The 25,528-nt window shown below is 66.7% G+C and carries 21 protein-coding genes; 11 read left to right on the top strand and 10 right to left on the bottom strand.

What is annotated here, in order from left to right; translation table 11 throughout:
* From AC1DHY_RS02300 to AC1DHY_RS02270, 7 genes are all read right to left on the bottom strand, one after another.
* Window positions 1-1,476, bottom strand: a complete 1,476-nt coding sequence (locus AC1DHY_RS02300; RefSeq protein ID WP_476903102.1) for a CpaF family protein — start codon at window positions 1,474-1,476, stop codon at window positions 1-3.
* Window positions 1,473-2,675: a CpaE/TadZ family protein gene (locus tag AC1DHY_RS02295; RefSeq protein ID WP_476903101.1), complete on the bottom strand. Its 1,203-nt coding sequence runs from the start codon at window positions 2,673-2,675 to the stop codon at window positions 1,473-1,475. The genes AC1DHY_RS02300 and AC1DHY_RS02295 overlap by 4 nt, the downstream gene beginning before the upstream one ends.
* Complete coding sequence (gene cpaB / locus AC1DHY_RS02290) at window positions 2,672-3,463, bottom strand: Flp pilus assembly protein CpaB (RefSeq protein ID WP_476877922.1); 792 nt, start codon at window positions 3,461-3,463, stop codon at window positions 2,672-2,674. The genes AC1DHY_RS02295 and cpaB overlap by 4 nt, the downstream gene beginning before the upstream one ends.
* 20 nt (window positions 3,464-3,483) lie before the next feature.
* The gene (locus tag AC1DHY_RS02285; protein ID WP_476877921.1) at window positions 3,484-4,518 is read right to left on the bottom strand and encodes a pilus assembly protein TadG-related protein; all 1,035 of its coding nucleotides are present in this window, start codon (window positions 4,516-4,518) and stop codon (window positions 3,484-3,486) included.
* Window positions 4,506-4,913, bottom strand: a complete 408-nt coding sequence (locus AC1DHY_RS02280; protein ID WP_476877920.1) for a TadE/TadG family type IV pilus assembly protein — start codon at window positions 4,911-4,913, stop codon at window positions 4,506-4,508. The genes AC1DHY_RS02285 and AC1DHY_RS02280 overlap by 13 nt, the downstream gene beginning before the upstream one ends.
* 104 nt (window positions 4,914-5,017) lie before the next feature.
* Window positions 5,018-5,212, bottom strand: coding sequence for a Flp family type IVb pilin (locus tag AC1DHY_RS02275; RefSeq protein ID WP_476877919.1), 195 nt, complete (start codon window positions 5,210-5,212; stop codon window positions 5,018-5,020).
* A gap of 281 nt (window positions 5,213-5,493) precedes the next feature.
* Window positions 5,494-6,159 carry a prepilin peptidase gene (locus AC1DHY_RS02270; RefSeq protein WP_476877918.1) on the bottom strand — a complete coding sequence of 222 codons (666 nt, stop codon included), beginning with the start codon at window positions 6,157-6,159 and terminating at the stop codon, window positions 5,494-5,496.
* Between the two features lie 306 nt (window positions 6,160-6,465).
* Between AC1DHY_RS02270 and rplM the strand changes: the two genes are divergently transcribed.
* From rplM to glmM, 3 genes are all read left to right on the top strand, one after another.
* Window positions 6,466-6,909: a 50S ribosomal protein L13 gene (gene rplM / locus AC1DHY_RS02265; RefSeq protein ID WP_476877917.1), complete on the top strand. Its 444-nt coding sequence runs from the start codon at window positions 6,466-6,468 to the stop codon at window positions 6,907-6,909.
* 38 nt (window positions 6,910-6,947) lie between these two features.
* Window positions 6,948-7,454: a 30S ribosomal protein S9 gene (gene rpsI / locus AC1DHY_RS02260; protein ID WP_346959848.1), complete on the top strand. Its 507-nt coding sequence runs from the start codon at window positions 6,948-6,950 to the stop codon at window positions 7,452-7,454.
* A gap of 223 nt (window positions 7,455-7,677) precedes the next feature.
* The gene (gene glmM, locus AC1DHY_RS02255) at window positions 7,678-9,039 is read left to right on the top strand and encodes a phosphoglucosamine mutase (protein ID WP_476903100.1); all 1,362 of its coding nucleotides are present in this window, start codon (window positions 7,678-7,680) and stop codon (window positions 9,037-9,039) included.
* Between the two features lie 60 nt (window positions 9,040-9,099).
* Here the strand turns inward: glmM and AC1DHY_RS02250 are convergent, their stop codons facing one another.
* Together AC1DHY_RS02250 and coaA are read right to left on the bottom strand one after the other, a co-directional pair.
* Window positions 9,100-9,969, bottom strand: a complete 870-nt coding sequence (locus tag AC1DHY_RS02250) for a M15 family metallopeptidase (protein ID WP_476877915.1) — start codon at window positions 9,967-9,969, stop codon at window positions 9,100-9,102.
* A gap of 71 nt (window positions 9,970-10,040) precedes the next feature.
* On the bottom strand, window positions 10,041-11,006 hold the full coding sequence (coaA, locus tag AC1DHY_RS02245; RefSeq protein ID WP_476877914.1) for a type I pantothenate kinase: 966 nt from the start codon (window positions 11,004-11,006) through the stop codon (window positions 10,041-10,043).
* Window positions 11,007-11,128: 122 nt separating this feature from the next.
* On the opposite strand from coaA, the gene glmS reads away from it, so the two are divergent.
* The 8 genes from glmS to AC1DHY_RS02205 all read left to right on the top strand — a co-directional run bounded on the left by glmS (window position 11,129) and on the right by AC1DHY_RS02205 (window position 23,714).
* Window positions 11,129-13,021 carry a glutamine--fructose-6-phosphate transaminase (isomerizing) gene (gene glmS / locus AC1DHY_RS02240; protein WP_476903099.1) on the top strand — a complete coding sequence of 631 codons (1,893 nt, stop codon included), beginning with the start codon at window positions 11,129-11,131 and terminating at the stop codon, window positions 13,019-13,021.
* Window positions 13,022-13,025: 4 nt separating this feature from the next.
* Window positions 13,026-13,373 carry a holo-ACP synthase gene (locus AC1DHY_RS02235; RefSeq protein ID WP_146336899.1) on the top strand — a complete coding sequence of 116 codons (348 nt, stop codon included), beginning with the start codon at window positions 13,026-13,028 and terminating at the stop codon, window positions 13,371-13,373.
* A gap of 5 nt (window positions 13,374-13,378) precedes the next feature.
* Window positions 13,379-14,917 (top strand): NAD(P)H-hydrate epimerase, encoded by a 1,539-nt coding sequence (locus AC1DHY_RS02230; RefSeq protein WP_476903098.1) that lies wholly within the window; start codon window positions 13,379-13,381, stop codon window positions 14,915-14,917.
* Window positions 14,918-15,008: 91 nt separating this feature from the next.
* Window positions 15,009-17,249 carry a glycogen debranching protein GlgX gene (gene glgX / locus AC1DHY_RS02225; RefSeq protein ID WP_476878317.1) on the top strand — a complete coding sequence of 747 codons (2,241 nt, stop codon included), beginning with the start codon at window positions 15,009-15,011 and terminating at the stop codon, window positions 17,247-17,249.
* Entirely contained in the window at window positions 17,246-19,570 is a 2,325-nt protein-coding gene (gene treY, locus AC1DHY_RS02220) for a malto-oligosyltrehalose synthase (protein WP_476878316.1), read from the top strand. The genes glgX and treY overlap by 4 nt, the downstream gene beginning before the upstream one ends.
* Before the next feature lie 37 nt (window positions 19,571-19,607).
* Window positions 19,608-21,386 (top strand): malto-oligosyltrehalose trehalohydrolase, encoded by a 1,779-nt coding sequence (gene treZ / locus AC1DHY_RS02215; RefSeq protein WP_476878315.1) that lies wholly within the window; start codon window positions 19,608-19,610, stop codon window positions 21,384-21,386.
* Window positions 21,387-21,400: 14 nt separating this feature from the next.
* Entirely contained in the window at window positions 21,401-22,438 is a 1,038-nt protein-coding gene (gene mgrA, locus AC1DHY_RS02210) for an L-glyceraldehyde 3-phosphate reductase (protein ID WP_476903097.1), read from the top strand.
* Window positions 22,439-22,628: 190 nt separating this feature from the next.
* A complete protein-coding gene (locus AC1DHY_RS02205; RefSeq protein ID WP_476878313.1) occupies window positions 22,629-23,714 on the top strand; it encodes an inositol-3-phosphate synthase in 1,086 nt (361 codons plus the stop codon).
* 75 nt (window positions 23,715-23,789) lie between these two features.
* On the opposite strand, the gene AC1DHY_RS02200 is transcribed toward AC1DHY_RS02205, so the two are convergent.
* Entirely contained in the window at window positions 23,790-25,511 is a 1,722-nt protein-coding gene (locus tag AC1DHY_RS02200) for a formate--tetrahydrofolate ligase (protein ID WP_476878312.1), read from the bottom strand.
* Window positions 25,512-25,528 lie beyond the last annotated feature (17 nt).

The raw sequence follows: 25,528 nt of genomic DNA, 5'->3' as shown, positions 1-25,528 counted from the left end.
TTACCGCCCCCTGACCGGTGTGGCGCCAAACACGGCCGGCGAAATTTGTATCCCGAGTTCGGCGAAGCGATCGGTGAACCGCGGACGGACTCCGGTAGGCATGGGCCTGCCGAGGAACTTGCCGCTGGCGTCAATACCGGCGGAATAGTCGAAGACGAAAGCATCCTGGAGGGTAACGACGTCGCCCTCCATGCCCTGAACCTCGGTGATGTGCGTGACGCGCCGGGACCCGTCGCGGAGCCGGGAGATGTGCACAATCAGGTTCACAGCCGAGGCAACCTGCTCGCGGATTGCCCGCAGCGGGAGGTCCATGCCGGCCATCAGCACCAGCGTCTCGAGTCTGGCCATCGCATCCCTGGGGGAGTTCGCGTGGACGGTGGAGATGGAGCCGTCGTGGCCGGTGTTCATGGCCTGCAGCATGTCCAGGCACTCGCCGCCGCGGACCTCGCCGACCACGATCCGGTCTGGCCGCATACGCAGCGAGTTGCGGACCAGGTCCCGGATGGAGATCTCGCCCTTGCCCTCGATGTTTTGGGGCCGGCTTTCCAACCGGACCACGTGGTCCTGCTGGAGTTGGAGCTCCACGGCATCTTCGATGGTGACGATCCGGTCCGCCCGGGGGATGAAGGACGAGAGGACATTCAGGAGCGTGGTCTTGCCGGTGCCCGTTCCGCCGGAGACGATGATGTTCAGGCGCGCGACCACGCAGGCCTGCAGCAGCTCCGCCATTTCCGGGGACAGGCTGCCCATCGAGATCAGGTCATGGACGGTCAGGGGATCGCGGCCGAACTTCCGGATGGTCAGGGCCGGCCCGTTGACGGCCAGGGGCGGAATGATGGCGTTGACGCGGGATCCGTCCGAAAGCCTCGCGTCCACCAGCGGAGATGATTCATCGATCCGGCGCCCCACGTTGGTGACGATCCTTTCGATGACCCGACGCAGAGCATCGTCCGAGGTGAACTTTGAGTCGGTCAGGTAAAGCTGGCCCTGGCGCTCGACGTAGATCTGATCGAAGCGGTTGACCATGACCTCGGTCACCGTTGGATCATCGAGGTACCTCTGGATGGGTCCATGGCCCAGAACGTCATCGATGATTTCCCGGATCAGGCGCTGTCGCTCGACCGTGGTGAGCGGGATCTGCTCCTCGTCCACCACCGCCTTCAGCTCGTCCTTGACTGACTTTTGGAGTTCAGACTCATCGATCGACGAGTCCGTGATCCGGGAACCGAGCCGTTCAAAGAGCGCCTGGCTGGCGCGTTCCTTGAGGGCGTTCAGGGCTTCACTCGCCACGGTGGCGGTCTGCTGCAGGTCCGGGAGACCGGACTGGGACTCCGCCGCGGTCTTTGCCTCGAGGATCCGGCCAAGGGTGGCCGGCTGCTCCTGCTTGGCGAAAACGTCGACGGCGGCCGGCTTTCCCTCCGGTGCGGCGGGCAACGAACCGCCCCGCATTTGCTGGAATCGGTCTGTGAGGCTCACTGGACTACCGCCCTTCGGTGCAGTTGCTTGTGGGGCCTGGCGTCCCACTCCGGCTTGAAGCGGTCAACCAGCTGACGGAGACCCTTGAGGGCAGCGTCCCGGCTGCCGTCCTGAAGCAAGGGGATTCCTTTGTTGGTGGAGAACGGGAGGGTCCGGGATCGCGGCAGGACCACGTCCACAGGCGCGCCGACGGTAGCCTCAACGTCCTTGAGGGACAGCCCGGCCCGACGGTCGGCCATGTTGAGCACAATGTGGCGGTGTGCCGGCACCAGGTTCAGCTCGTCGAGGATCCGGAACCCGGTGCGCATCCCCCGGATGCTCGGAACGTCCATTCCGCAGATCCACACGGCGTCCGTGGCCTGTTCCAGGGTGGCAAGGACGTGCTCGCCTAACCCCGGCGCCGTGTCCACGACGATGTAGCGGAACTCCTGCCGCAACTGTTCGAGCAGATGCGAAACGTGGGCTGCGCTGATGCGGTCCATCTCCACCGGGGTCCGTGGGGCACAGAGAGCGTAGATGCCGGCCGGATGAACGGTGAGATAGGTCTTGAGCACCATGGAGTCCTGGCTGGCGGCTCCCATCACGGCATCCGTGACTGTGAACTCCGGCTCGAGCAGCAGCCCGCTGGCCACATCCCCGAACTGCAGGTCGAGGTCAACAATCACGACGCTCATGGGGGCGGTTTTCCCGAGGCCGACGGCGATGTTGGTGGCCACCGTTGTCTTGCCGACGCCGCCCTTTGGCGACATCACGGCAATGACACGTCCGGATCCGTGGTCCGCGTGCTCAGTGGCCTGCGGCCCCAGCCCCCGACGCCGTCCGGCGGCGGCAAGGCTGGCCCGTTCCAGCATGACCCTGATTGTCTCCGGATCGGCACCGGGGTCCAGCAGGTCCCTGACGCCGGCCCGCATGGCTTGGACCACTGTCTCCGGGCTGGCCGTGACGGCGAGGACGACGCTGATCTCCGGATACTGGAGGTCGACCACAGCGGCCAACTTAAGCGAGTCGGCGACGGGAACGCCGGGACCCAGGATGAGGACCTCAGGCGGGTCTCCGACCATCTGGCGGAGAATGTCCGCCGGGCCTTCAGGCAGATAGTCCGCCTTGAAGACGTGGAGTTCGCCGTGCATTCCGCCTACTGCCAGCTTGACCAGCCGCTCGAAATCCGAGTTCGGGGTGATCAGTACGAAGCGGCTCATCGGAACAGCCCTGCCGCATCAACTGTGCCCTTACCGGATGCCACCGCGTCAGCGGGCTCCTTCGAGAGGTAGATCTTGCCGAACTCGGCAGCGAAGACGATCCGCTCCGCATCGGCGGAGTTCCTCGCCAGCGTGATGAGGTAGCTGCCGTCGCCCTGTGACTTGGTAGTCGAGGTTGCCGAGACCTGGCTGGTGCCGGGGGCAGTCTCGGATGCGCCGGTCTGTGTGGCGGCCCCGTCGCTGAATTGGGCCGCCGTGACCAGGACCTTGTGGAACGTCTGCTGGGTTTTGCTCACTTTGGCGCCAGCAGCCCCGTCCCCTCCAGCTGCTGCAACATCCATGGACAAGAAGACCCCCACTGTGTCGCCAGCCTTCAGGATCCCGCCGGCAACGCGTTCAATCGGGAGCTTGAGCGTCAGTTCCTGCATGCCCGAAGGAACCTGGACCCGCGCCGGGCCGAGGAACGCATTCGCGTCCACCATCCGGCTGGAAAGCAGTTGCTCTCCCGGCATCAACGTCACCGCGGTGACCTTGGATCCCAACGACGCAAGGTCCGTAATGCTGTTCTCTGCCAGTGCCAGCTTCGGAACGTCCTTCTTGGTCACCATCGCCGACAGTTGGTCTGCGGCGGTTCCGGCCGGAATAGCTTTTTGCACTACGTAGATCGATTCTGTTTCCGTGCCGGCCAATGCCCGTTTGTCAGCATTCTGTACATAAGAGACCAGCAGCACGGTTCCGATAATTGCCACTAACAATGCGGCGATGCCCCCCAGCAGGCGTGTTTTCATCGTAACTCCTTAGAAATTGCTTATTTGATGAGTTTTATATCCACGGTTCCCAAGTCGGTGCTGCCGCCAGAAGCCTCTCCCGTCGAGTTAATTGTTTCGAACTTCACGAATTGGCCGATAATGCACCGGTTGTTACCGCCGCTGCAGGCCAGGGAGCTCGTCATGTTCGGATCGCCTGCCGTGTTTTTGAATTCGTAGTTGTGGTTGTTGCCGAATTTCCACCCCCACATCTTGAAAGTGGCATAGCCGATCACGTGGAAGTAACCGTTCTGCCCCTGGCCGCCAGCGTTGTCGAAGACGGGAAAAGCGACTTTGACGTCGCCGCCGGCGAGGATGGTGGAGATCCACCCGGCAAGGACGGCGTCACAGTCTGTCGGGGGGTTGTTGCCGGGATCGGACCCCACACGGTTGTTGCCGGTGGCGGTTACCGCGACGCATGGAGAGCTGCGATCGAGCCATCCCCACCCGCCCGGGATTTGAGTTCCGGATGGCCCTGTGCAGGTGCCGCCCGGTTTGTAGGAGATCTTCTGGACCTCTCCGGTTGCTACGGCTGTGGAGAGGTTGAAGCAGCTGTTGGAGATCGCGAGCGGGAATCCGGAACCGCTGCTCAACGGTGCCCAGGCGGCAGTGGCACCAGTCCGGACGGTTGCGGGTGGCGCGTTGAGAACGCTGGCAAACATCTTGGTCAGGAAGCCTGCCCCGTCGCTGCCCAGGGTTGAGGTAACTACGGATACTTGACCCGGTACCGACACGTCCACCGAATCAACGGCCGAGGCGCCGTCATTGGAATTGGGTCCGGCCAGTTCGCGGGCCCAGGCGAGCGCCTGGGCGTTGGTGCAGGTTCCTGCCGCGTGGCATCGTTGAGCTGCCGCCAAAGCGCCCGCGTCCGCAGCATTCTGCAGTTGTGCTTTTTCGGCATAGATCTCGCCGGTGTCAACAGCCAAGGCCCCTGCTCCGATGAGCACAAGCATCAAGACTGCTACGAGGATGCCGGCCGCGCCCCGCTCTGCTTCTTGGCCCCGGCGGATCCCCGCGGCGCACGTCAACCGTGGCATCGCATGGCTCCAGTTCCGTTGAGCGTGACGGAACCACCGAAGATTCCTGTCAGTGAGTTGGCGGTGTAGCCGACCGACACCTGTGCGTTGCCGGTGCCGCCGGCGGGACAAGCACCTGTAAACGTGTAGGTGAATCCGGCCGGGTTCAGCCCTGGCGCGCCTGCCACCCCGGCCGCTTGTGCACGGGCCGGATCGTTGAAGATGGCCATGCTTCGAGCGGCCTCGCGGGCCGCCTGGGTCACGGAGATCTGCAGATTGTAGGAGTACGAAAATTCGATGATCCCGCCAACCAGGGCGAGGAGGATGGGTGCAATCAGGGCGAACTCGACGGCGGCGGCCCCCCGCTCACGGTCTTGCGCTCTTAGCCGGCGCGACGGCCAGATGCTGCGCTTCATTGGATCCCCCCAGGGATAGATGCAGCTGAAGGATTAAGAGCTGTGCCGCGTCCGCGAAACACGGACGCGGCACAGTGGGTGTTGCTGAGACCTGCTCGACTTGCCTAGTGGGCAAAAGTGCCGACGTGGGTCGCGAGCTGACCGAACCACGTGTTGAGCGCGGCGCCGAAGAGCGTGACCCCGCCGATGACGATGAAGGCGATGAAAGCCACGAGCAGCGAGTATTCCGTCGCGGTCGCGCCTTTTTCCGATTCGAGCCTGTCCTTGACGCCGGCTACAAATGCGATCATTGAAACCATGAGACCAGTCATTGTAAAAGTCCTTTTCCAGAGTTTTTGAATAGTTTTACGGAATTCCAGCAACTCCCCTTTGTTGTGCCCTGGAGGTCCGTTGGGACAACATTTGCACGGCGATTATTGGCCCTGCAATGGCATTGGCTACTCGACTTCTGGAAGGCAAAACGATGGTTTTACGCGTAGGTCTGAGAGGTGTACTCAGTTCTGTAGGGTGCCAAACTCGCAACTACTTGGTTTGCTAAGTCGACTTACTGGTTCCGCCACGGATGGGCGCGAAAAGTGGGCTACGCCGAGAGCAGGATGACCGCTAGGGCGGCCGCCAGCATGGAGGGCCCGAACGGGACTTCTTTTGGCGTGTTTGCGCGCCTGCGCGAGACGAGAACCGCGGAAACTAGGCCTCCGGCGACGAAGCCCAGGGCGCCGCCGTAAAACAACTGGGACCAGCCCAAGTAGCCCAAGTACAGCCCAAGTGGCGCTGCAAGCTTCACATCGCCCATTCCGAGGCCCTTGGGGCTGATGAGAGCCAAGATGAAGTAGAAAAAGAAGAGAATGACGCCGGCGGCGAGGGCTCGGGCCAGCTTTTCCCAGCCTCCGAGCGCTGCCGAAGCCCCTGCGAGCAGCAGGACGCCAGCCCCAAGCAGTGGAAAAACCAGCCTGTTGGGCAGCAAATGATGAATAACATCTATACGCGCCAGTTGGGCGCCGATAATAACCAGGACCATAAATGCCGGCACCTCGGGAGAAACGCCCAGGCGCCACGCGAGAAGCGCGCATATCGCGGCAGCGGCCGCCGCCGTCGTCGTCCGCTGGGCGGGGGAGGGGTGCGGTTCCAGCCCGGGAAGGGTCCGCCGAACCACGACGTCAGCCAGCAGCGACAGGCACAGCGCGGCGACAGTAACGATGGCGACAAAAAGCAGCGGTGCGGGTCCTGCAATGGCGGGAACGGGCACGTGACCTCCAGGAGCGCGGCGGGCCGGAACTGACAGGCACGCGGGCAGCATGCCACCGGACACCCCATTTTGACCCACAGCCAAGGCTTCCGCTATTCTTGGTAGTCGTTGTGCGTGTCCTATCTCGATGATGCGTGCCCGCTTGAGAATCCGGTTGCAGGATAGCTACTCAACGTGCACATTCGAGACCACTGGATGACTGGTTACATAGAGCCCTCACCTCTGTTCCGGTAGCGCATAGATAGTAGGTGCACCTTCGAGTGACGCCTAAAACAAGAACGCCAGAACAAGAACGAGGCAAACACCGTGCGTACGTACACCCCGAAGCCCGGCGATATCAACCGCCAGTGGCACGTCATTGACGCCACCGACGTTGTCCTTGGTCGTCTTGCCAGCCAGACCGCAATCCTGCTGCGCGGCAAGCACAAGGCCACCTTTGCGCCCCACATGGACATGGGCGACTTCGTCATCATCATCAACGCTGAAAAGGTTGCCCTCACCGGCGCCAAGCTGGAGCAGAAGCGCGCATACCGCCACTCCGGTTACCCGGGCGGCCTGACCTCCGTCAACTACGCGGAGCTGCTGGAATCCAACCCGGTCCGCGCCGTGGAGAAGGCCATCAAGGGCATGCTCCCGAAGAACTCGCTCGCTGCACAGCAGCTGGGCAAGCTGAAGGTTTACCGCGGTGCAGAGCACCCGCACGCCGCCCAGCAGCCCAAGACTTTCGAAATCACCCAGGTCGCCCAGTAGTCCTGGCCACCAAACAACTTATTAATACAAGGAGAACCGTGGCTCAGAACGAAGAGACCACCGAAGCCGTCGAGGCTGAGGAAAACCTGACCAGCTACACCTCGGAGAGCGGTGCTGCTGACGCAGCGGCGCCGAAGAAGGAACGTCCGGCACTGACCGTCGCCGGCGCAGCTGTTGGCCGCCGCAAGGAAGCCGTTGCACGCGTTCGCGTTGTGCCCGGCTCCGGCAAGTGGACCATCAACGGCCGCGAGCTGTCGAACTACTTCCCGAACAAGCTGCACCAGCAGGACGTCAACGAGCCCTTCAAGATCCTCGATCTCGAAGGCGCCTACGACGTCATTGCCCGCATCCACGGCGGTGGCCCCTCCGGCCAGGCCGGTGCTCTGCGCCTCGGCATCGCCCGTTCGCTGAACGAGATCGACGTCGACAACAACCGCGCCACCCTGAAGAAGGCCGGCTACCTTACCCGTGACGCACGCGTCATCGAGCGTAAGAAGGCTGGTCTCAAGAAGGCACGCAAGGCTCAGCAGTACTCCAAGCGCTAATCAGCGCTTTCCCAAGCTGTGGCCGCCTGCGCGACCACAGCTTGGGGCCCGCAGCGCTGTTCAGCGCCCGGATCCCCAAGCGCTAATCAGCGCTTTCCCAAGCGCATATGGCGCTTACCCGGAAGCCCGTCCCGCATCATGCGGGGCGGGCTTCCGGCGTTAAGGCCGCGTCCGCCGCACCCGGAACGGACCCCGGGCCCGCCATCGACTAAACTTGGGCTCGATGTCTAGATTATTTGGAACAGATGGTGTCCGGGGCCTGGCTAACGGCCTACTGACCGCAGAGTTGGCGATGCAACTGGCGCAGGCCGCCGCCGTCGTGCTTGGGCACGACCGCAACACCAACGGCAACCGGCCGCGCGCCGTGGTGGCCCGCGACCCGAGAGCCAGCGGCGAGTTCATTGCCGCAGCTGTGGAGGCCGGGCTCTCCAGCTCCGGCATCGACGTCTACGACGCCGGCGTGCTCCCCACCCCGGCAGCGGCCTACCTGGTGGCAGACCTCGACGCCGACTTCGGCGTGATGATTTCCGCCTCCCACAACCCGGCACCGGACAACGGGATCAAGTTCTTCGCGCGGGGTGGCCAGAAGCTGCCCGACGACGTCGAGGACGCCATCGAGGAACAGCTGAGCAAGGAACCGGTCCGGCCGGTGGGCGGCGAAGTGGGTCGCATCCAGCGCTTCTCCGACGCTGAAGACCGCTACATCGTCCATCTGCTGGGCACCATCCCGCACCGCCTGGAGGGGCTGAAGGTGGTGCTGGACTGCGCCCACGGCGCCGCCAGCGGCTGCTCGCCGGAGGTGTTCAAAAGCGCTGGCGCTGACGTCGTGGTGATCGGAGCCGAACCCGACGGCCTCAACATCAACGACGGCGTGGGGTCCACCCACCTGGGCCCGCTGAAGGAAGCGGTAGTCAAGCACGGTGCGGACCTTGGCATCGCCCATGACGGCGACGCCGACCGCTGCCTGGCAGTCGACCACGAAGGCAACGAGGTGGACGGTGACCAGATCATGGCCATCCTCGCCGTCGCCCTCAAGGCCTCCGGCAAGCTCAAGGATGACGTCCTGGTGGCGACCGTTATGAGCAACCTCGGGCTCAAGATCGCGCTGGGGGAGGCCGGCATCAGCCTCCGCGAGACCGGCGTGGGTGACCGGTACGTCCTCGAAGGCATGCGCGAAGGCGGGTTCAACCTCGGCGGCGAACAGTCCGGCCACGTGATTTTCGCCGACTACGCCACCACCGGCGACGGCGTGCTGACCGGCCTTCAGCTGGCCGCCCAGGTAGCCCTGACAGGCCGTCCCCTCCGTGACCTGGCCACCGTCATGACCAAGCTCCCGCAGGTGCTGATCAACGTCAAGGGCGTCGACCGCACCCGGGTGAAGGGCGACGAGGCAGTTGCCCGGGCCGTAGCCCAGGCTGAAGAGCGGCTGGGTGAAACCGGACGCGTCCTGTTGCGCCCCTCCGGCACCGAACCGGTGGTCCGGGTGATGGTCGAAGCCGCGGACGAGGCGACTGCCCAGGCGATCGCCGAAGACCTGGCCCAGGTGGTGCGCACGGAGCTGGCCCTGGCGCTGGTCACCGACTGACCGCAAGTTCACGCAAGTGTGGCCCGCTTCCGGCTGGGAGCGGGCCACACCTGTCTGTTACTAGCGGTAGGCTGGCGCGGCTTCCAAGCCGAAATACTGTTCGAGGGTGGCGATGCCGCGCTTGTGCATGTCTCCGGCTGCCTCGGCACCGATGTAGCGGAGGTGCCACGGCTCGTAGAAGTAGCCGGTGACCGGGTGCGCCATCCAGGGATACCTGACCACGAACCCGAACCGGTGGGCGTTGGCCTTGACCCACACGGCAGCGGGCTGGTCGGCGAAGCACGGCTGGAAGCTGCAGCCCCCGCCGCCGTCGCCGATGTCGAAGGCCCAGCCGGTCTGGTGCTCCGAATAACCCGGCCGGGCGGAGGCCGTGTCTGCCTCCGCGCGGCCCCGCGAGTTCACGTAGCCGTTGTAGGTGGTGCTCTGCGTGGCGTAGGAGCGGTAACCGCTCGCCAGGGTCAGAACAACGCCGTCGGCCGCGGCGGCGGCAAACATCCGTTCCGCCGCCGCCGCCGTCGTGCTGTTCAGCTGGCTCGCCTCGCCGGAGACGGCCAGGGTGACGTGCGGCTGGACCAGGTCGGCCGGCACGAATGTGGCGGGGGCCAGGGGGCGGTGCTTGTTCACCACCACCCAGGGGCTCGCCGGGTCCGTGAGGGAATGCTTCGGGCCCGGGGCTGAGGATGCCGGGGGCGCCGGCGCCGTTGTTGCCGACGCGGAGGCTGTGGGGGACGAGGACGGGGCCACGTGCGACGGCGGGGATGTGGGCGTGGACGTACCGGCCGGGGACGTGCCCGTAGGGACCGCGGACGCCGCGGAGGCAGCGGCGCCAGTTGGCACGCTTGTGCCGGAGGTGCGGTCAGCGGTGTCGGAGGCGGGGCTGCAGCCGGCGGTGGCGGCCAGCAGAGCCACGGCGGCGGCGGCAACAAGCATGCGGCGGAGCACCTGCCGGCGGGGCGTTCTCCGGGCCAGCCGCGAGGCGGCGCTGTCCTGGCACACCTGTGCTAGACCTTCCGGAGCAGCATACGACGGATGGAGTGGTCGGCGTCCTTGGTCAGCACCAGCTGGGCGCGGCCGCGGGTGGGGAGGACGTTTTCTTCCAGGTTCGGCTCGTTGATCCGTTTCCAGATGCTGCGCGCGGTTTGCTCGGCCTCCGAGTCGGAGAGCGTCGCGTAGCGGTGGAAGTAGGACTCCGGCTGCGCGAACGCGGTGGTGCGCAGTTTCCGGAACCGGTCCACATACCACTCCTCGATGTAGGAGGTCTTGGCGTCCACGTAGATGGAGAAGTCGAAGAAGTCGCTCAGGGCAAGGCCCTGCCTGCCGTCGTGCCGCGGACGCGCTGGCGCCAGCACGTTCAGCCCCTCGACGATCAGCACGTCCGGCCGGCGGACCACCACTTCCTTGCCGGGGACGATGTCGTAGGTGACGTGCGAATACCAGGGGGCGCGGACCTCCTCGGCCCCGCCCTTGACTTCGCTCACGAACCGCAGCAGCGCGCGGCGGTCGTAGGATTCCGGGAAGCCTTTGCGCTCCAGGAGCTGGCGCCGCTTGAGCTCGGCCAGCGGGTAGAGGAACCCGTCGGTGGTGATCAGCTCGACGTTCGGGGTGCCGGGCCACCGGCGCAGCATCTCGCGGAGAACACGGGCGATGGTTGATTTGCCGACGGCGACCGAGCCGGCCACGCCAATGACGAAGGGAGTGCGCTGGGTCTTCTCGCCGAGGAACGTGGTGGTGGCCGCGTGGAGCTGGTTGGCGCCCTCGACGTACAGGTGCAACAGCCGGGAGAGCGGAAGGTAGACCTCCCGGACCTCCTTCATATCGAGGGGGTCGCCCAGGCCGCGAAGTCGGAGCACGTCCTCCTCGTTGAGGGGCTGCTCCATCTGGGCAGCGAGCCGGGACCAGGTCTGCCGGTCCAGCTCAACGAACGGGGAGACGCCCTCGCCGTTCGCGTCATTGCGTTGCAAAGTCACTTTAGAGATTCTGCCCTTGACGCGGCCCAGAGCGAAATGGACACCCCGCCGGCGGCGGCCTTCCGGGTTGCGCGCGCCACATCCTACGTCTCCTGACCGTGAAACCAGCTAGGCTTGTGCCCATGTGTGGAATCGTTGGATATGTAGGCCGGTCGGCTGGCCGGGTAAATACTGATCACAAGGCCCTGGACGTTGTCCTGGAAGGACTGCGCCGCCTGGAGTACCGCGGCTATGACTCTGCCGGCATCGCCGTCGTGGCGGACGGCGCTATCTCGTCCCGCAAGAAGTCGGGCAAGCTGAGCAACCTGATTGCCGAGCTGGAGGCCAACCCACTGCCGGACGCCCTGACCGGCATCGGGCACACCCGCTGGGCAACCCACGGCGGCCCGACGGACCTGAACGCGCACCCGCACCTCTCCGACGGCGGCAAGCTGGCCCTGATCCACAACGGCATCATCGAAAACTTCGCGGAACTGAAGCAGGACCTGCTCGCCAAGGGCGTCACGTTCCTCTCCGAGACCGACACCGAGGTGGCCGCGGCCCTGCTCGGGGACATCTACCGCAACCAGCTCGGCGGCGACAACTCCAACGGCGGCCTGACCAAGGCCATGGAACTCGCCTGCCAGCGGCTCGAAGGCGCCTTCACCCTGCTGGCCGTGCACGCTGACCAGCCCGACGTCGTCGTCGCTGCCCGCCGCAACTCCCCGCTGGTGGTCGGCCTGGGCGAGGGCGAGAACTTCCTTGGCTCCGACGTCTCCGGCTTCATCGACTACACCCGCCGGGCCGTGGAACTGGGCCAGGACCAGATCGTCACCATCACCGCGGACACCGTCGCGATCACCGACTTCTTCGGCGCCCCGGCCGAGGGCAAGGAATACTACGTCGACTGGGACCCGGCCTCCGCCGAGAAGGGCGGCTTCCCGTCCTTTATGGAGAAGGAAATCCACGACCAGCCCGACGCCGTCCTGCAGACCCTGCTGGGCCGCTCCGACGTCGACGGCCGGCTGACCCTCGATGAGCTCCGCATCGATACCGAACTGCTCAAGAGCGTCGACAAGATCATCGTCCTGGCGTGCGGCACCTCCGCCTACGCCGGCCAGGTCGCCAAGTACGCCATCGAGCGCTGGTGCCGGATCCCCACCGAGGTGGAGCTCTCCCACGAATTCCGCTACCGGGACCCGATCGTTGACGCCAACACCCTGATCGTCTCGATCTCGCAGTCCGGCGAGACCATGGACACCCTGATGGCTGTGCGGTACGCCAAGGAACAGGGCGCCAAGACGGTGTCCATCTGCAACACCAACGGCTCCACGATCCCGCGCGAATCCGACGCCGTGCTGTACACGCACGCCGGTCCGGAAATTGCCGTGGCCTCCACCAAGGCGTTCCTCGCCCAGATCGCCGCCGCATACCTGCTGGGCCTGTATCTGGCACAGCTGCGCGGGAACAAGTTCCAGGGCGAAATCAAGGACATCCTCGCGGACCTCGGCAAGATCCCCGCCAAGATCCAGCAGATCCTGGACAACGCCGACGTCATCAAGGCCCTCGGCGCGGACATGGCCGATTCCAAGTCCGTCCTGTTCCTGGGCCGCCACGTGGGCTTCCCGGTCGCCATGGAGGGTGCCCTGAAGCTCAAGGAGCTCGCCTACATCCACGCCGAGGGTTTCGCCGCAGGCGAGCTCAAGCACGGACCCATCGCGCTGATCGAGGAAGGCCAGCCCGTCTTTGTGGTGGTCCCCTCGCCCCGCGGCCGCGACTCCCTGCACGCCAAGATCGTCTCCAACATCCAGGAAGTCCGTGCCCGCGGCGCCAAGACGATCGTGATCGCCGAGGAAGGTGACGAGGCCGTGAAGGCCTTCGCCGAGCACGTCATCTACATCCCGGAGACCCCGACGCTCCTGGCCCCGCTGCTCTCCACCGTGCCCCTGCAGATCTTCGCCCTGGCCCTCGCCAGCGCCAAGGGCTACGACGTGGACCAGCCGCGGAACCTGGCCAAGAGCGTGACCGTAGAATAGCCGCATGATTGTTGGCATCGGCGTAGACGTCGTAGACATTGAGCGGTTCGGCCGGCAGCTGGAGCGCACCCCCGGGCTGCGTGACAGGTTGTTCGTTCCGGCCGAGCGGGAACTGAACACCCGGTCCCTCGCCGCGCGGTTCGCCGCCAAGGAGGCCGTGGCCAAGGTGCTGGGCGCCCCGGCCGGCATGAACTGGCAGGACTGCTGGATCGGGCTGGACCAGCACGGTCCGACCGTCCAGGTCAAGGACACCGTCCTTGCCGTGGCTGAGTCCAAAGGGGTCAAACGCTGGCACCTCTCGATCAGCCACGACGGCGGAATCGCTACCGCCACGGTGATCGCCGAGGGCTAGGCTCCATGATCAGCGCCTATACCGGAACCCACATCCGAGACGTCGAGAAGAACTTTCTCGACGCACGTGCGGGCTCGGGTATGGGCGCTGTTCTTATGCAGCGGGCCGCCCACGGCCTCGCCAACACGGTGGTCCGGGAGCTGCAGCACCGGGGACTGCGGCCCTATGGCTCCAGTGTTGCCGTCCTGGCGGGCAAGGGCAACAACGGCGGAGACGGCCTTTTCGCCGCGGCCCTGCTCGCCCGCCGGGGATTGCGGGCGACGGCGGTCCTCACTGCCGGCGAAGCCCACCCGGCCGCCCTTGCGGCCTTCCGCGCCGCTGGCGGCAGGGATACGGCCCTCACTGCGGGCAACGCCACGGCCCTGGCAGCCGGCGCCGCCGGATCCCACGTCGTTATTGACGCGGTCCTCGGCACCGGGGCGCGGGGCGGGCTGCACGGCACGGCAGCGACCCTGGTCGCCGAACTGCAGCGTGCCCTGCCGCGTACGGGCCGCCGCGCCCTGGTGGTGGCCTGCGACCTGCCCAGCGGCGTGGACGCCGACACGGGGGAGGCCACAGCCCCCGTGCTGCCCGCGGACATCACCGTTACCTTCGGAGCGGCCAAAACCGGCCTCCTCACCGATCCCGGGGCGGATTTCACCGGACGGATCCGCACCGTCGCCATCGGCATTGAGGACGCACTCGGTGCTCCGGAATTACGCCGCCTCGATCAGGGCGACCTGGCTGCCCTGCTGCCCCAGCCCGGTCGCCGCTCGCACAAGTACTCCCGCGGTGTGCTCGGCGTCGTCGCGGGTTCCACCCGCTACCCGGGCGCCGCCGTGCTCGCGTGCCGGGGCGCCCTGGCCGCCGGCGCCGGCATGGTCCGGTACGTGGGGCCGCCGGAGGTCGCCGACCTGGTGCGCCACTCCTGCCCGGAAGTGGTGTGCGGCACCAGCGTCGCCGAAGCCCACGTCCAGGCCTGGCTGGTGGGCTCCGGCCTCGACGACGGCGCCCACGAACAGCTCGAACGTGTCCGCGAGGCCGCCGCCGGCGGACTGCCCACCGTGGCCGACGCCGGCGCCCTCCAAGCCCTGCCCGCGGCCCTGGACGCCCGGACCGTGCTCACCCCGCACGCCGGCGAGCTGGCCGGCCTCCTGGCGCGCTACGGCGATCACCGAGGGCGCCCGGCCGTGGAGGACTCGCCGCTGGCCGCCGCCCGGCGTGCCACGGGACTCACCGGGGCCACGGTGCTGCTGAAGGGCGCCACCACATTGGTGGCCGCGCCGTCGGGTGCCGTGTTCAGCCAGGCGGAAGCGAGCCCCTGGATGGCCACCGCCGGCAGCGGCGACGTCCTGGCCGGGGTACTGGGCGCCCTGCTCGCCCAGCTCGCGGAGGACACCGGTGCGTTCAGCGCCGTCGGCATCGACGGCCCCGACCGGTGGGCCGCCATCGCGGCGATGGCGGCGAGCCTGCACGGCCGCGCCGGGACCGCGGCCTCGGACGGCGGCCCGTTGACGGCGTCGGACATCGCGAAAACCCTCCCGCGGGTTATCGCAAGGCTGTAACAAAAACGCCCGCGCTGGGGCCCCGGTCAATTACTAACCTTGCTTACAAGTAGTCTGTCTAGAGATTGTCCGCATCGCACGAGGAGTACACATGGAAGTCTGGCCCGGAACGGCTTACCCGCTGGGAGCCACCTTTGACGGCACCGGCACCAATTTTGCGCTGTTCAGCGAACAGGCCGAGCGCGTGGAGCTTTGCCTCCTGGGCGACGACCTGAGCGAGACGCGGATCGAGCTGACCGAGGTGGATGGCTACGTCTGGCACTGCTACCTCCCGCAGATCCAGCCCGGCCAGAAGTACGGGTACCGGGTGCACGGCCCCTACGACCCGGCGAGCGGAAACCGCTTCAACGCCAACAAGCTGCTGATGGACCCGTACGCCAAGGCGATCCAGGGCCAGATCGACTGGGACCCGGCGCTCTTCTCCTACGAATTCGGCGACCCGGACTCCCGCAACGACGCCGACTCGGCGCCGCACACCATGCACGGTGTGGTCATCAACCCCTTCTTCGAATGGGACGGTGACCGCCAGCTGCGGATCCCGTACCACGAGTCGGTCATCTACGAGGCGCACGTCAAGGGCCTTACCGAGCTGCACCCGGAGATCCCCGAGGACCAGCGCGGCACCTACGCCGGCGTCGCCCACCCGGCTGTGATCGAACACCTGAAGAAACTCGGTGTGACGGCGATCGAGCTGATGCCGGTCCACCAGTTCGTCAACGACGGCACGCTCGTCGAGAAGGGCCTCAACAACTACTGGGGCTACAACACCATCGGCTTCTTCGCGCCGCAGAACACGTACAGCTCCTCCGGCGACGTCGGGCACCAGGTCCAGGAATTCAAGGCCATGGTCCGCGAGCTGCACCGGGCCGGCATCGAGGTGATCCTCGACGTCGTCTACAACCACACCGCCGAAGGCAACCACCTCGGCCCCACGCTCTCCTTCAAGGGCATCGACAACCAGGCCTACTACCGCCTGGTCGACAATGACCAGAAGCACTACATGGACTACACCGGCACCGGCAACTCGCTGAACGTCCGGCACCCGCACTCGCTGCAGCTGCTGATGGACTCCCTGCGCTACTGGGTGACCGAAATGCACGTCGACGGGTTCCGCTTCGACCTCGCCTCCACGCTGGCCCGCGAGTTCTACGATGTCGACAAGCTCTCCACCTTCTTCGAACTGATCCAGCAGGACCCGATCGTGTCCCAGGTGAAGCTCATCGCCGAGCCGTGGGACGTGGGCCCCGGCGGCTACCAGGTGGGCAACTTCCCGCCGCAATGGACCGAATGGAACGGCAAGTACCGCGACACCGTCCGTGACTTCTGGCGCGGCGAGCCCTCCACGCTGGGTGAATTCGCCTCCCGCCTCACCGGCTCCGCGGATCTCTACGAGAGCTCCGCCCGGCGCCCGGTGGCATCCATCAACTTCGTCACCGCCCACGACGGCTTCACCATGCGGGACCTGGTCTCTTACAACGAGAAGCACAACGAGGCCAACGGCGAAGGCAACAACGACGGTGAATCCCACAACCGGTCCTGGAACTGCGGCGAGGAAGGCGACACGGACAACGACACCGTCCTGACCCTGCGCGCCCGCCAGCAGCGGAACTTCATCGCCACCCTGCTGCTCTCCCAGGGCGTGCCGATGCTGCTGCACGGCGACGAGCTCGGCCGCACACAGCAGGGCAACAACAACACCTACTGCCAGGACTCCGAACTGAGCTGGGTGCACTGGGAAGCCATGGACCAGCCGCTCGTGGAGTTCACCGCGTTCGTCAACAAGATCCGCCACGACCACCCGATCTTCCGCCGCAGCCGGTTCTTCGACGGCCGGCCCGTGGTCCGCGGCGAAGGCGAGAAACTGCCGGACATCGTCTGGCTGAAGACTGACGGCACCGAAATGCTGCCCGAGGACTGGGGCAGCGGCTTCGGCCGGACCATCGGCGTCTTCTACAACGGCGAAGGCATCCAGGAGCAGGACTCCCGCGGGCGCCAGATCACCGACGACAGCTTCATCCTGGCGTTCAACGCCCACGACGACGGCGTGGACTTCGCGCTGCCCAACGACGAGTACTCGCCCTTCTGGGAGCTCCTGGTGGACACAGCCGACCAGGCCGACAAGAACGAACCGCTCAAGGCCGGATCCACCCTGACCCTGGGCGCCAAGTCCATGGTGGTGCTGCGCGCCTACTCCGGTCCCGAAGTGGAGGTCGACTACTCCGCCGCCGCGTCGCTGGCCGCCATGGCCGCCGAGGAAGAGGCGCAGGAGGAGATGGTCCAGGCCCAGACCAAGGCCGCGGAAGCCAGCGAAGCGAAGGCCACCGATTCATGAGGACCCCCGTCTCGACCTATCGGCTGCAGATCCGGCCCGGCTTCACCCTGCAGGACGCCGCCGCGACCGTGCCCTACCTGAAGTCCCTGGGCGTCGACTGGATCTACCTGTCGCCGATCCTGACGGCGGAAAAGGGCTCGGACCACGGCTACGACGTCACCGACCCCGCCGCGATCGACCCTGACCGCGGCGGCGCCGCGGGCCTGGACGCCGTCGCCCGCGCGGCCAAAGAGGCCGGCATGGGCGTCCTGGTGGACATTGTGCCCAACCACGTCGGCGTCGCCACCCCGGTCCAGAACCCGTGGTGGTGGTCGCTGCTCAAGGACGGCCAGCAGTCGCCGTACGCCCCGGCGTTCGACGTCGACTGGGACTTCGGCGGCGGACGCATCCGGATTCCCGTGCTGGGCGAGGATGCCGACGTCGACGCCCTCAAGGTGGTCGACGGCGAGCTGCGCTACTACGACCACCGTTTCCCGCTGGCCGACGGAAGCTACTCGGACGGGGATGACCCGCGCGAGGTCCACGGCCGGCAGCACTACGAACTGGTGGGGTGGCGCAGGGCGGACAACGACCTGAATTACCGCCGCTTCTTCGCCGTCAACTCCCTGGCCGGGATCAAGGTGGAGGACCCCGAAGTCTTCGACGAGGCGCACGCGGAAATTGTCCGCTGGTTCCGCGAGGGACTCGTGGATGGTCTGCGGATCGACCACCCGGACGGCCTGGCCGATCCCGAAGGCTACCTCCGGCGGCTGCGCGACGTGACCGGAGGGGCGTACCTGCTGGTCGAGAAGATCCTCGAGCCGGGGGAGGCCCTGCCGGCCGGCTTCGAATGCGAGGGGACCACCGGCTACGACGCCCTGGCCGACGTCGACCGGGTCTTCGTCGACCCCGCCGGCCAGGCGGGCCTCGACGCCCTGGACGCGTCCCTGCGCGGCGGAACCCCGGCGGACTACGAGGATATGATCCATGGCACCAAACGCCGGATCACCGACGGGATCCTGCACTCCGAGCTGCGCCGGCTGGGCCGCCTGGTGCCGGCTGACGCCGGGATCGACGCGGACACTGCGGTCGACGCGCTGTCCGAAATCATCGCCGCCTTCCCGGTCTACCGCAGCTACCTGCCGGACGGCGAGGACGTCCTGCGCGAAGCCTGCGCGCTCGCCGCCAAGCGCCGGCCGGAGCTGGAGGCAGGGGTGCAGGCGCTGCTGCCCCATCTGTTGAAAGCGGGTCCCGGGGCCGACGCCGAACTGGGCCGCCGCTTCCAGCAGACCTCCGGCATGGTGATGGCCAAGGGGGTGGAGGACACCGCGTTCTTCCGCTACACCCGGCTGGGCACCCTCACGGAAGTCGGCGCGGACCCCACCGAATTCTCAGTCTCCACCGAGGACTTCCACGCCCGGATGGCGCACCGCCAGGCCGCCCTGCCGCTGTCCATGACCACCCTCAGCACCCACGACACCAAACGCAGTGAGGACACCCGGGCACGGATCTCCGTGCTCGCCGAACTGGCCCCCGAATGGACCGCTGCGCTGCAGCGCCTGCAGGAACTGGCACCGCTGCCCGACGGGCCGCTGGCCAACCTGCTGTGGCAGGCCATCGCGGGCGTGTGGCCCGCGGACCGGGAACGGCTCCAGTCCTACGCGCAGAAAGCGGCGCGCGAGGCCGGCAACTCGACCGACTGGCTGGATCCGAATGAGGACTTCGAGGCCAAGCTGACGGCCGCCGTGGACGCGGCGTTCGACAACCCCGGAGTGCGCGCCGAACTCGACGGGCTCGTGGCCCTGCTGGACCCGTACGGCGCCGCCAACGCCCTCGGCGCGAAACTGGTCCAGCTCACCATGCCCGGCGTGCCCGACGTCTACCAGGGCACCGAGTTCTGGGACCGGTCGCTCACGGATCCGGACAACCGGCGGCCCTTCGACTTCGCTGCGCGCCGGGACGCCCTCGCTGCGCTCGACGCCGGTGAGCTGCCGGCGTCGTACCGCGACGATGCCGCCAAGCTGCTGGTGACCTCCCGGGCGCTGCGGCTGCGCCGGGACCGGCCGGAATACTTCACCGGCTACACGCCCGTAGCGGCCACCGGCGCCGCCTCCGGGCACCTGATCGCGTTCGACCGCGGTGCGGGCACCCCGGGAGCCGTCACCCTGGCCACCCGCTTGCCCCGGGGCCTGGAGCAGCGGGGAGGTTGGCAGGATACTGCCATCCGCCTCGACGCCGCCATGACGGACCAGCTCAGCGGCCGGTCCTTCGGCCCGGGCAGCGTCGACGTGGCGGAGATCCTCCGCGACTACCCGGTGGCCCTGCTGGCCCCGGCTGATTGAATCGCACGAACTGACGAACTGACATAGGGGAACGGCAATGACTCTGCCTGCACACGGAACCGCCCGCTTCGACCTCTGGGCACCGGACGCCCGGGAGGTCACCCTCCTGGCGGACGGCCGGGAGTACCCGATGCGCCGGGCCGAAGCCGGAGGCTGGTGGAGCGCGCCGGACGCTCCGGCCTCCGGCGACGTCGATTACGGCTACCTCCTGGACGGGGAGACCACGCCGTTGCCGGACCCCCGGTCCCGTCGGCAGCCCGACGGCGTGCACTCGCTCTCGCGGACCTTCGACGCCGGCAGCCACCAGTGGACCGACGGGCAATGGGCCGGCCGCGAGCTGCAGGGCAGTGTGATCTACGAACTGCATCTGGGCACCTTCACCCCGGAGGGAACCCTGGATGCCGCCATCGGCAAACTCGGCTACCTGGCCGGGCTCGGTGTCGACTACGTCGAGCTGCTGCCGGTCAACGGGTTCAACGGCACCCACAACTGGGGCTACGACGGGGTCCTCTGGTACACGGTGCACGAGGGCTACGGCGGACCGGCCGCGTACCAGCGGTTCGTCGACGCAGCGCACGCCGCCGGGCTGGGCGTCATCCAGGACGTGGTCTACAACCACCTCGGCCCCAGCGGCAACTACTTGCCGAGGTTCGGGCCCTACCTGAAGTCCGGCGAGGGAAACACCTGGGGCGACTCGGTGAACCTGGACGGCCCCGGCTCCGATGAGGTGCGACGCTACATCCTGGACAACGCCGCCATGTGGCTGCGCGACTACCACGTGGACGGCCTCCGGCTCGATGCCGTGCACGCCTTCAAGGACGAGCGCGCGGTGCACCTGCTCGAGGACTTTGGCGCCCTGGCCGATGCCGTTGCCGCCGAGACCGGCCGTCCCGCGACCATGATTGCCGAATCGGACCTGAACAACCCGCGCCTGCTCTACCCGCGGGACCTGAACGGCTACGGCCTCGCCGGGCAGTGGAGCGATGACTTCCACCACGCCGTCCACGTCAACGTCAGCGGCGAAACCACCGGCTACTACAGCGACTTCGATTCGCTCGCCGCCCTGGCCAAGGTCCTCGAGAAGGGCTTCTTCCACGACGGCAGCTACTCAAGTTTCCGGGGCCGGCATCACGGCCGGCCGATCAACACCGCCCTGGTGCACCCTGCCGCGCTGGTGGTCTGCAGCCAGAACCACGACCAGATCGGCAACCGGGCCACCGGAGACCGGCTCTCCCAGACCCTCGGCTACGGGCCGCTGGCGCTCGCCGCCGTCGCGACGCTGACCTCACCGTTCACCCCGATGCTGTTTATGGGCGAGGAGTACGGCGCCACCACGCCCTGGCAGTTCTTCACCTCGCACCCGGAACCGGAACTGGGCAAAGCCACCGCCGAGGGCCGGATCAAGGAATTCGAACGGATGGGCTGGGACCCCGCCGTGGTGCCCGACCCGCAGGATCCGGCCACGTTCACCCGCTCCAAGCTGGACTGGGCGGAGGCGCAGGCCGGCGACCACGCCCGGCTCCTGGAGCTGTACCGGCAACTGATCGCGCTGCGCCGCGCAACCCCGGAACTGGCCGAAGCGGGCTTCGCGGACACCGCCGTCGACTTCAGCGAGGAAAACGGCTGGCTTTTGCTGCGGCGCGGCGGTGTGGAGGTCGCCATGAACTTCTCCGCCGAACCCCGCCGCGTGGCCGTTGGGGGCAGCACGCTGCTGCTGGGTACCGACGACGCCGTGAACCTCGGCAATGGTGAGGTCGCGTTGCCCGGCCACAGCGCCGCCGTCGTCTCAGCCGGCTCACCAGTCGCCCCGGAATAGGACAGGATAAGACCATGACTTATGTTGCAGCGGAAACCCGATACGACACCATGCCCTACCGCCGCGTTGGACGCAGCGGCCTGAAACTGCCGGCCATCTCCCTGGGCCTCTGGCACAACTTTGGCGACGACAAGCCCTTCGAGGTGCAGCGCGCCATCCTGCGCCGCGCCTTCGACCTCGGGGTCACCCACTTTGACCTCGCGAACAACTACGGACCGCCCTACGGCAGCGCCGAGACCAACTTCGGCCGCCACTTCAAGGACGATTTCGCCCCGTACCGGGATGAACTGATCATTTCCACGAAGGCCGGCTACGACATGTGGCCCGGGCCCTACGGCAATTTCGGCTCCCGGAAATACCTGCTGGCCAGCCTGGACCAGTCGCTGGGCCGGATGGGCCTGGACTACGTGGACATCTTCTACAGCCACCGGCCGGACCCGGAGACCCCGCTGGAGGAGACCATGGGCGCCCTGGACCAGGCCGTGCGCTCCGGCAAGGCCCTCTACGCCGGCATCTCGTCCTACACCCCGGAACAGACCCTCGAGGCGGCGCGGATCCTCAAGGAGCTGGGCACGCCGCTGCTGATCCACCAGCCGAGCTACTCCATGCTGAACCGCTGGACCGAGAACGGCAGCCCCAACCTCTTCGAGGCCCTGGACCAGACCGGGGCCGGAGCCATCGCCTTCTCGCCGCTGGCGCAGGGCATGCTCACCGACCGCTACCTGAACGGCGTCCCGGACGACTCCCGCGCCGCCCAGGACAAGTCCCTGGACGAGGCAAGCATTACCGGGGAGAAGCTGGACCGGGTACGTGGCCTCAACCGGATCGCCGAGGGGCGGGGCCAGAGCCTCGCGCAGATGGCGATCGCCTGGATCCTCCGGGAGCAGGGCAAGGGCATTCCGGTGACGTCCGCGCTGGTGGGTGCCTCCAGCGTCCGGCAGCTCGAGGACACCCTGTCTGCCATCAACAACCTGGACTTCACCGCCGAGGAACTGGACGCGATCGACGAGTTCGCCGTCGAGTCCGACATCAACCTCTGGGCCCAGAAGTGAGCCCGGAGCCCTCGCCGCGGCGGTAGTCCCCAAGCGGTAACAGATTCGGTGCCGCGGCCGGGAACAACCTGGACCGCGGCGCCGTTGACTAGAATGCAAGTGAGCCGCATGGCGTTATGCCCGTTTGCCGCCGTCGTACAGCAGAGTACGCCCGCGCCGGGCATGTGAAGTTTGTTCAAAAGGGAGTTTCGTGTCTTCAAATCCGATTCGTGTTGCAATCGTCGGCGTGGGTAACTGTGCCACTTCGCTGGTCCAGGGTGTCCAGTACTACAAGGATGCCGACCCCCAGGCCACGATTCCGGGTCTGATGCACGTGGAGTTCGGCAAGTACCACGTCAACGACGTGCAGTTCGTTGCCGCGTTCGACGTCGACGGCAAGAAGGTGGGCCAGGACCTGTCCGCCGCCATCATGGCCAGCGAAAACAACACCATCAAGATCGCCGACGTCCCGCCGACCGGTGTCACCGTCCAGCGCGGCCCGACCCTCGACGGCCTCGGCAAGTACTACCTCGAGACCATCGATCAGTCCCCGGACGAGCCCGTTGACGTGGTCCAGGCCCTCAAGGACGCCAAGGTCGACGTGATGGTCTGCTACCTGCCCGTCGGGTCGCAGGAAGCCGCCGAGTTCTACGCCCAGTGCGCCATCGACGCCGGCGTGGCGTTCGTCAACGCGCTGCCGGTCTTCATCGCCGGAACCAAGGAATGGGCGGACAAGTTCACCGCCGCCGGCGTCCCGATCGTGGGCGACGACATCAAGAGCCAGATCGGCGCCACCATCACGCACCGCGTTATGGCCAAGCTGTTCGAAGACCGCGGCGTGACCCTGGACCGCACGTACCAGCTGAACGTCGGCGGCAACATGGACTTCAAGAACATGCTGGAACGCGACCGGCTCGAGTCCAAGAAGATCTCCAAGACCCAGGCCGTAACCTCCAACGTCGAGGCCGACCTCGCGGCCAAGGACGTCCACATCGGCCCGTCGGACTACGTCCAGTGGCTCGATGACCGCAAATGGGCCTTCGTCCGCCTTGAGGGCCGCAACTTCGGCGACGCCCCGGTATCGCTCGAATACAAGCTGGAGGTCTGGGACTCGCCCAACTCCGCCGGTGTGATCATCGACGCCGTACGCGCGGCCAAGATCGGCCTGGACCGCGGCATCGGCGGCCCGCTGCTGTCGGCGTCGAGCTACTTCATGAAGTCCCCGCCGGAGCAGTTCAACGATGACCTGGGCCGCGAAAAGGTCGAGGCGTTCATCCGCGGCGACCTGGAGCGCTAAACCCCACCTGTTGCCCTATCACTTTTGGTCCCTCAACCCCCGGGTTAGGGACCAAAAGTGATAGGGCATCCGGCTTTAAAAGAGGCCGACAGGGTTTCCGTCGGCGTCAACGTCCATTCGCATGGCCGCCGGGACCTTCGGCAGGCCCGGCATGGTCATCACGGCGCCGGTCAGCGCGACGATGAACCCGGCGCCCGTCTTGGGAATCAGGTCCCGCACGTGCACCGTGAAGCCCTTCGGTGCGCCGAGCTTGGTGGCGTCGTCGCTGAACGAATACTGGGTTTTCGCCATACAGACCGGCATCCCTGACCAGCCGTTCTTCTCGATCTCCGCGAGCCGCTTGAGCGCCGGAACGGAGAAGTCGACGCCGTCGGCCCCATAGATTTCCTGCACGATGGTGCGGATCTTGTCCTCCACGGACATCTCCAGCGGGTACAGGTGCCGGAAACCGTGCGGGGCGTCGATGGCGGCGGCGACCTTCGCGGCGAGTTCGTCACCGCCGTCGCCGCCTCCGCCGCGGCCCCAGACGTCCGCTACCGCGGCCTGAACACCCTCGGCAGCGCACCAGTCCAGCAGCCACTGCAGCTCCTCCGGGCTGTCGGTACCGAACTTGTTGATGGCCACTACGGGGGTGATGCCGAACTTCTCCACGTTGCGCACGTGCCGCTGCAGGTTTGCGACGCCGGCGGCCAGGGCCTCGACGTTCGGCTCCTTGAGCTGGTCCTTGGCGATGCCGCCGTGCATCTTGAGCGCACGGATCGTGGCCACCACCACGACGGCGGACGGGGCGACGTCGGCCATCCGCGCCTTGATGTCCATGAACTTTTCAGCGCCCAGGTCCGCGCCGAAGCCGGCCTCGGTGATGACGACGTCGGCCAGGCTGCGGGCTGTCTGCGTGGCAATCAGGGAATTGCAGCCGTGCGCGATGTTGGCGAAGGGGCCGCCGTGGACCAGGGCCGGGGTGCCCGCGATGGTCTGCACAAGGTTGGGTTTGATCGCATCCTTGAGGAGCATGGTCAGGGCGCCCTGGACGCCGAGGTCTGCGACCGTGACCGGTTCCCGGTCGTAGGTGTAGCCGAAGGTGATCCGGCCCAGCCGTGCCCGGAGGTCGTCAAGATCAGTCGCCAGGCAGAACACGGCCATGATTTCCGAGGCGACCGTGATGTCGAAACCGTCCTGCCGCGGCACACCCTGGGTGGGGCCGCCGAGGCCGATCACCACTTCACGCAGCGCACGGTCGTTCATGTCCAGGACCCGTTTGAACGTCATCCGGCGCGGATCGATGTTCAGCACGTTGCCCTGGTAGATGTGGTTGTCCACCAGCGCCATAAGGGCGTTGTTCGCCGAGGTGATGGCGTGGAAGTCGCCGGTGAAGTGCAGGTTGATCTCGTCCATCGGCAGGACCTGGGAGTAGCCGCCGCCGGTGGCCCCGCCCTTCATCCCCAGGATCGGGCCCAGCGAGGGTTCACGCAGCGCAATCATCACCCGGTGCCCGGCGCGGGCCAGGGAGTCCGCCAGGCCCACGGTGGTGGTGGACTTGCCCTCCCCGGCCGGAGTCGGGGACATCGCCGAGACCAGCACCACCTTGCCCGGGGTGTGCGCGGCGTCGCGGCGCAGTTTGGCGGGGTCGATTTTGGCCTTGAACCGGCCGTAGAATTCCAGGGCCTCCGGATTGATCCCGGCCGCGGCGGCCACGTCCTCGATGGGCCGCATGGTGGCCCGTTGTGCGATCTCCAGATCGCTCAGGATGCGCCCTGCGGTGCTGGCTGCGGCGTGTTCGGTGGTGTTCTCAGACATCGGTGTCCTTCAGCTCG

Source organism: Arthrobacter sp. 05L44 (assembly GCF_056397605.1).
This window is presented reverse-complemented; position numbering and strand designations above follow the sequence as displayed.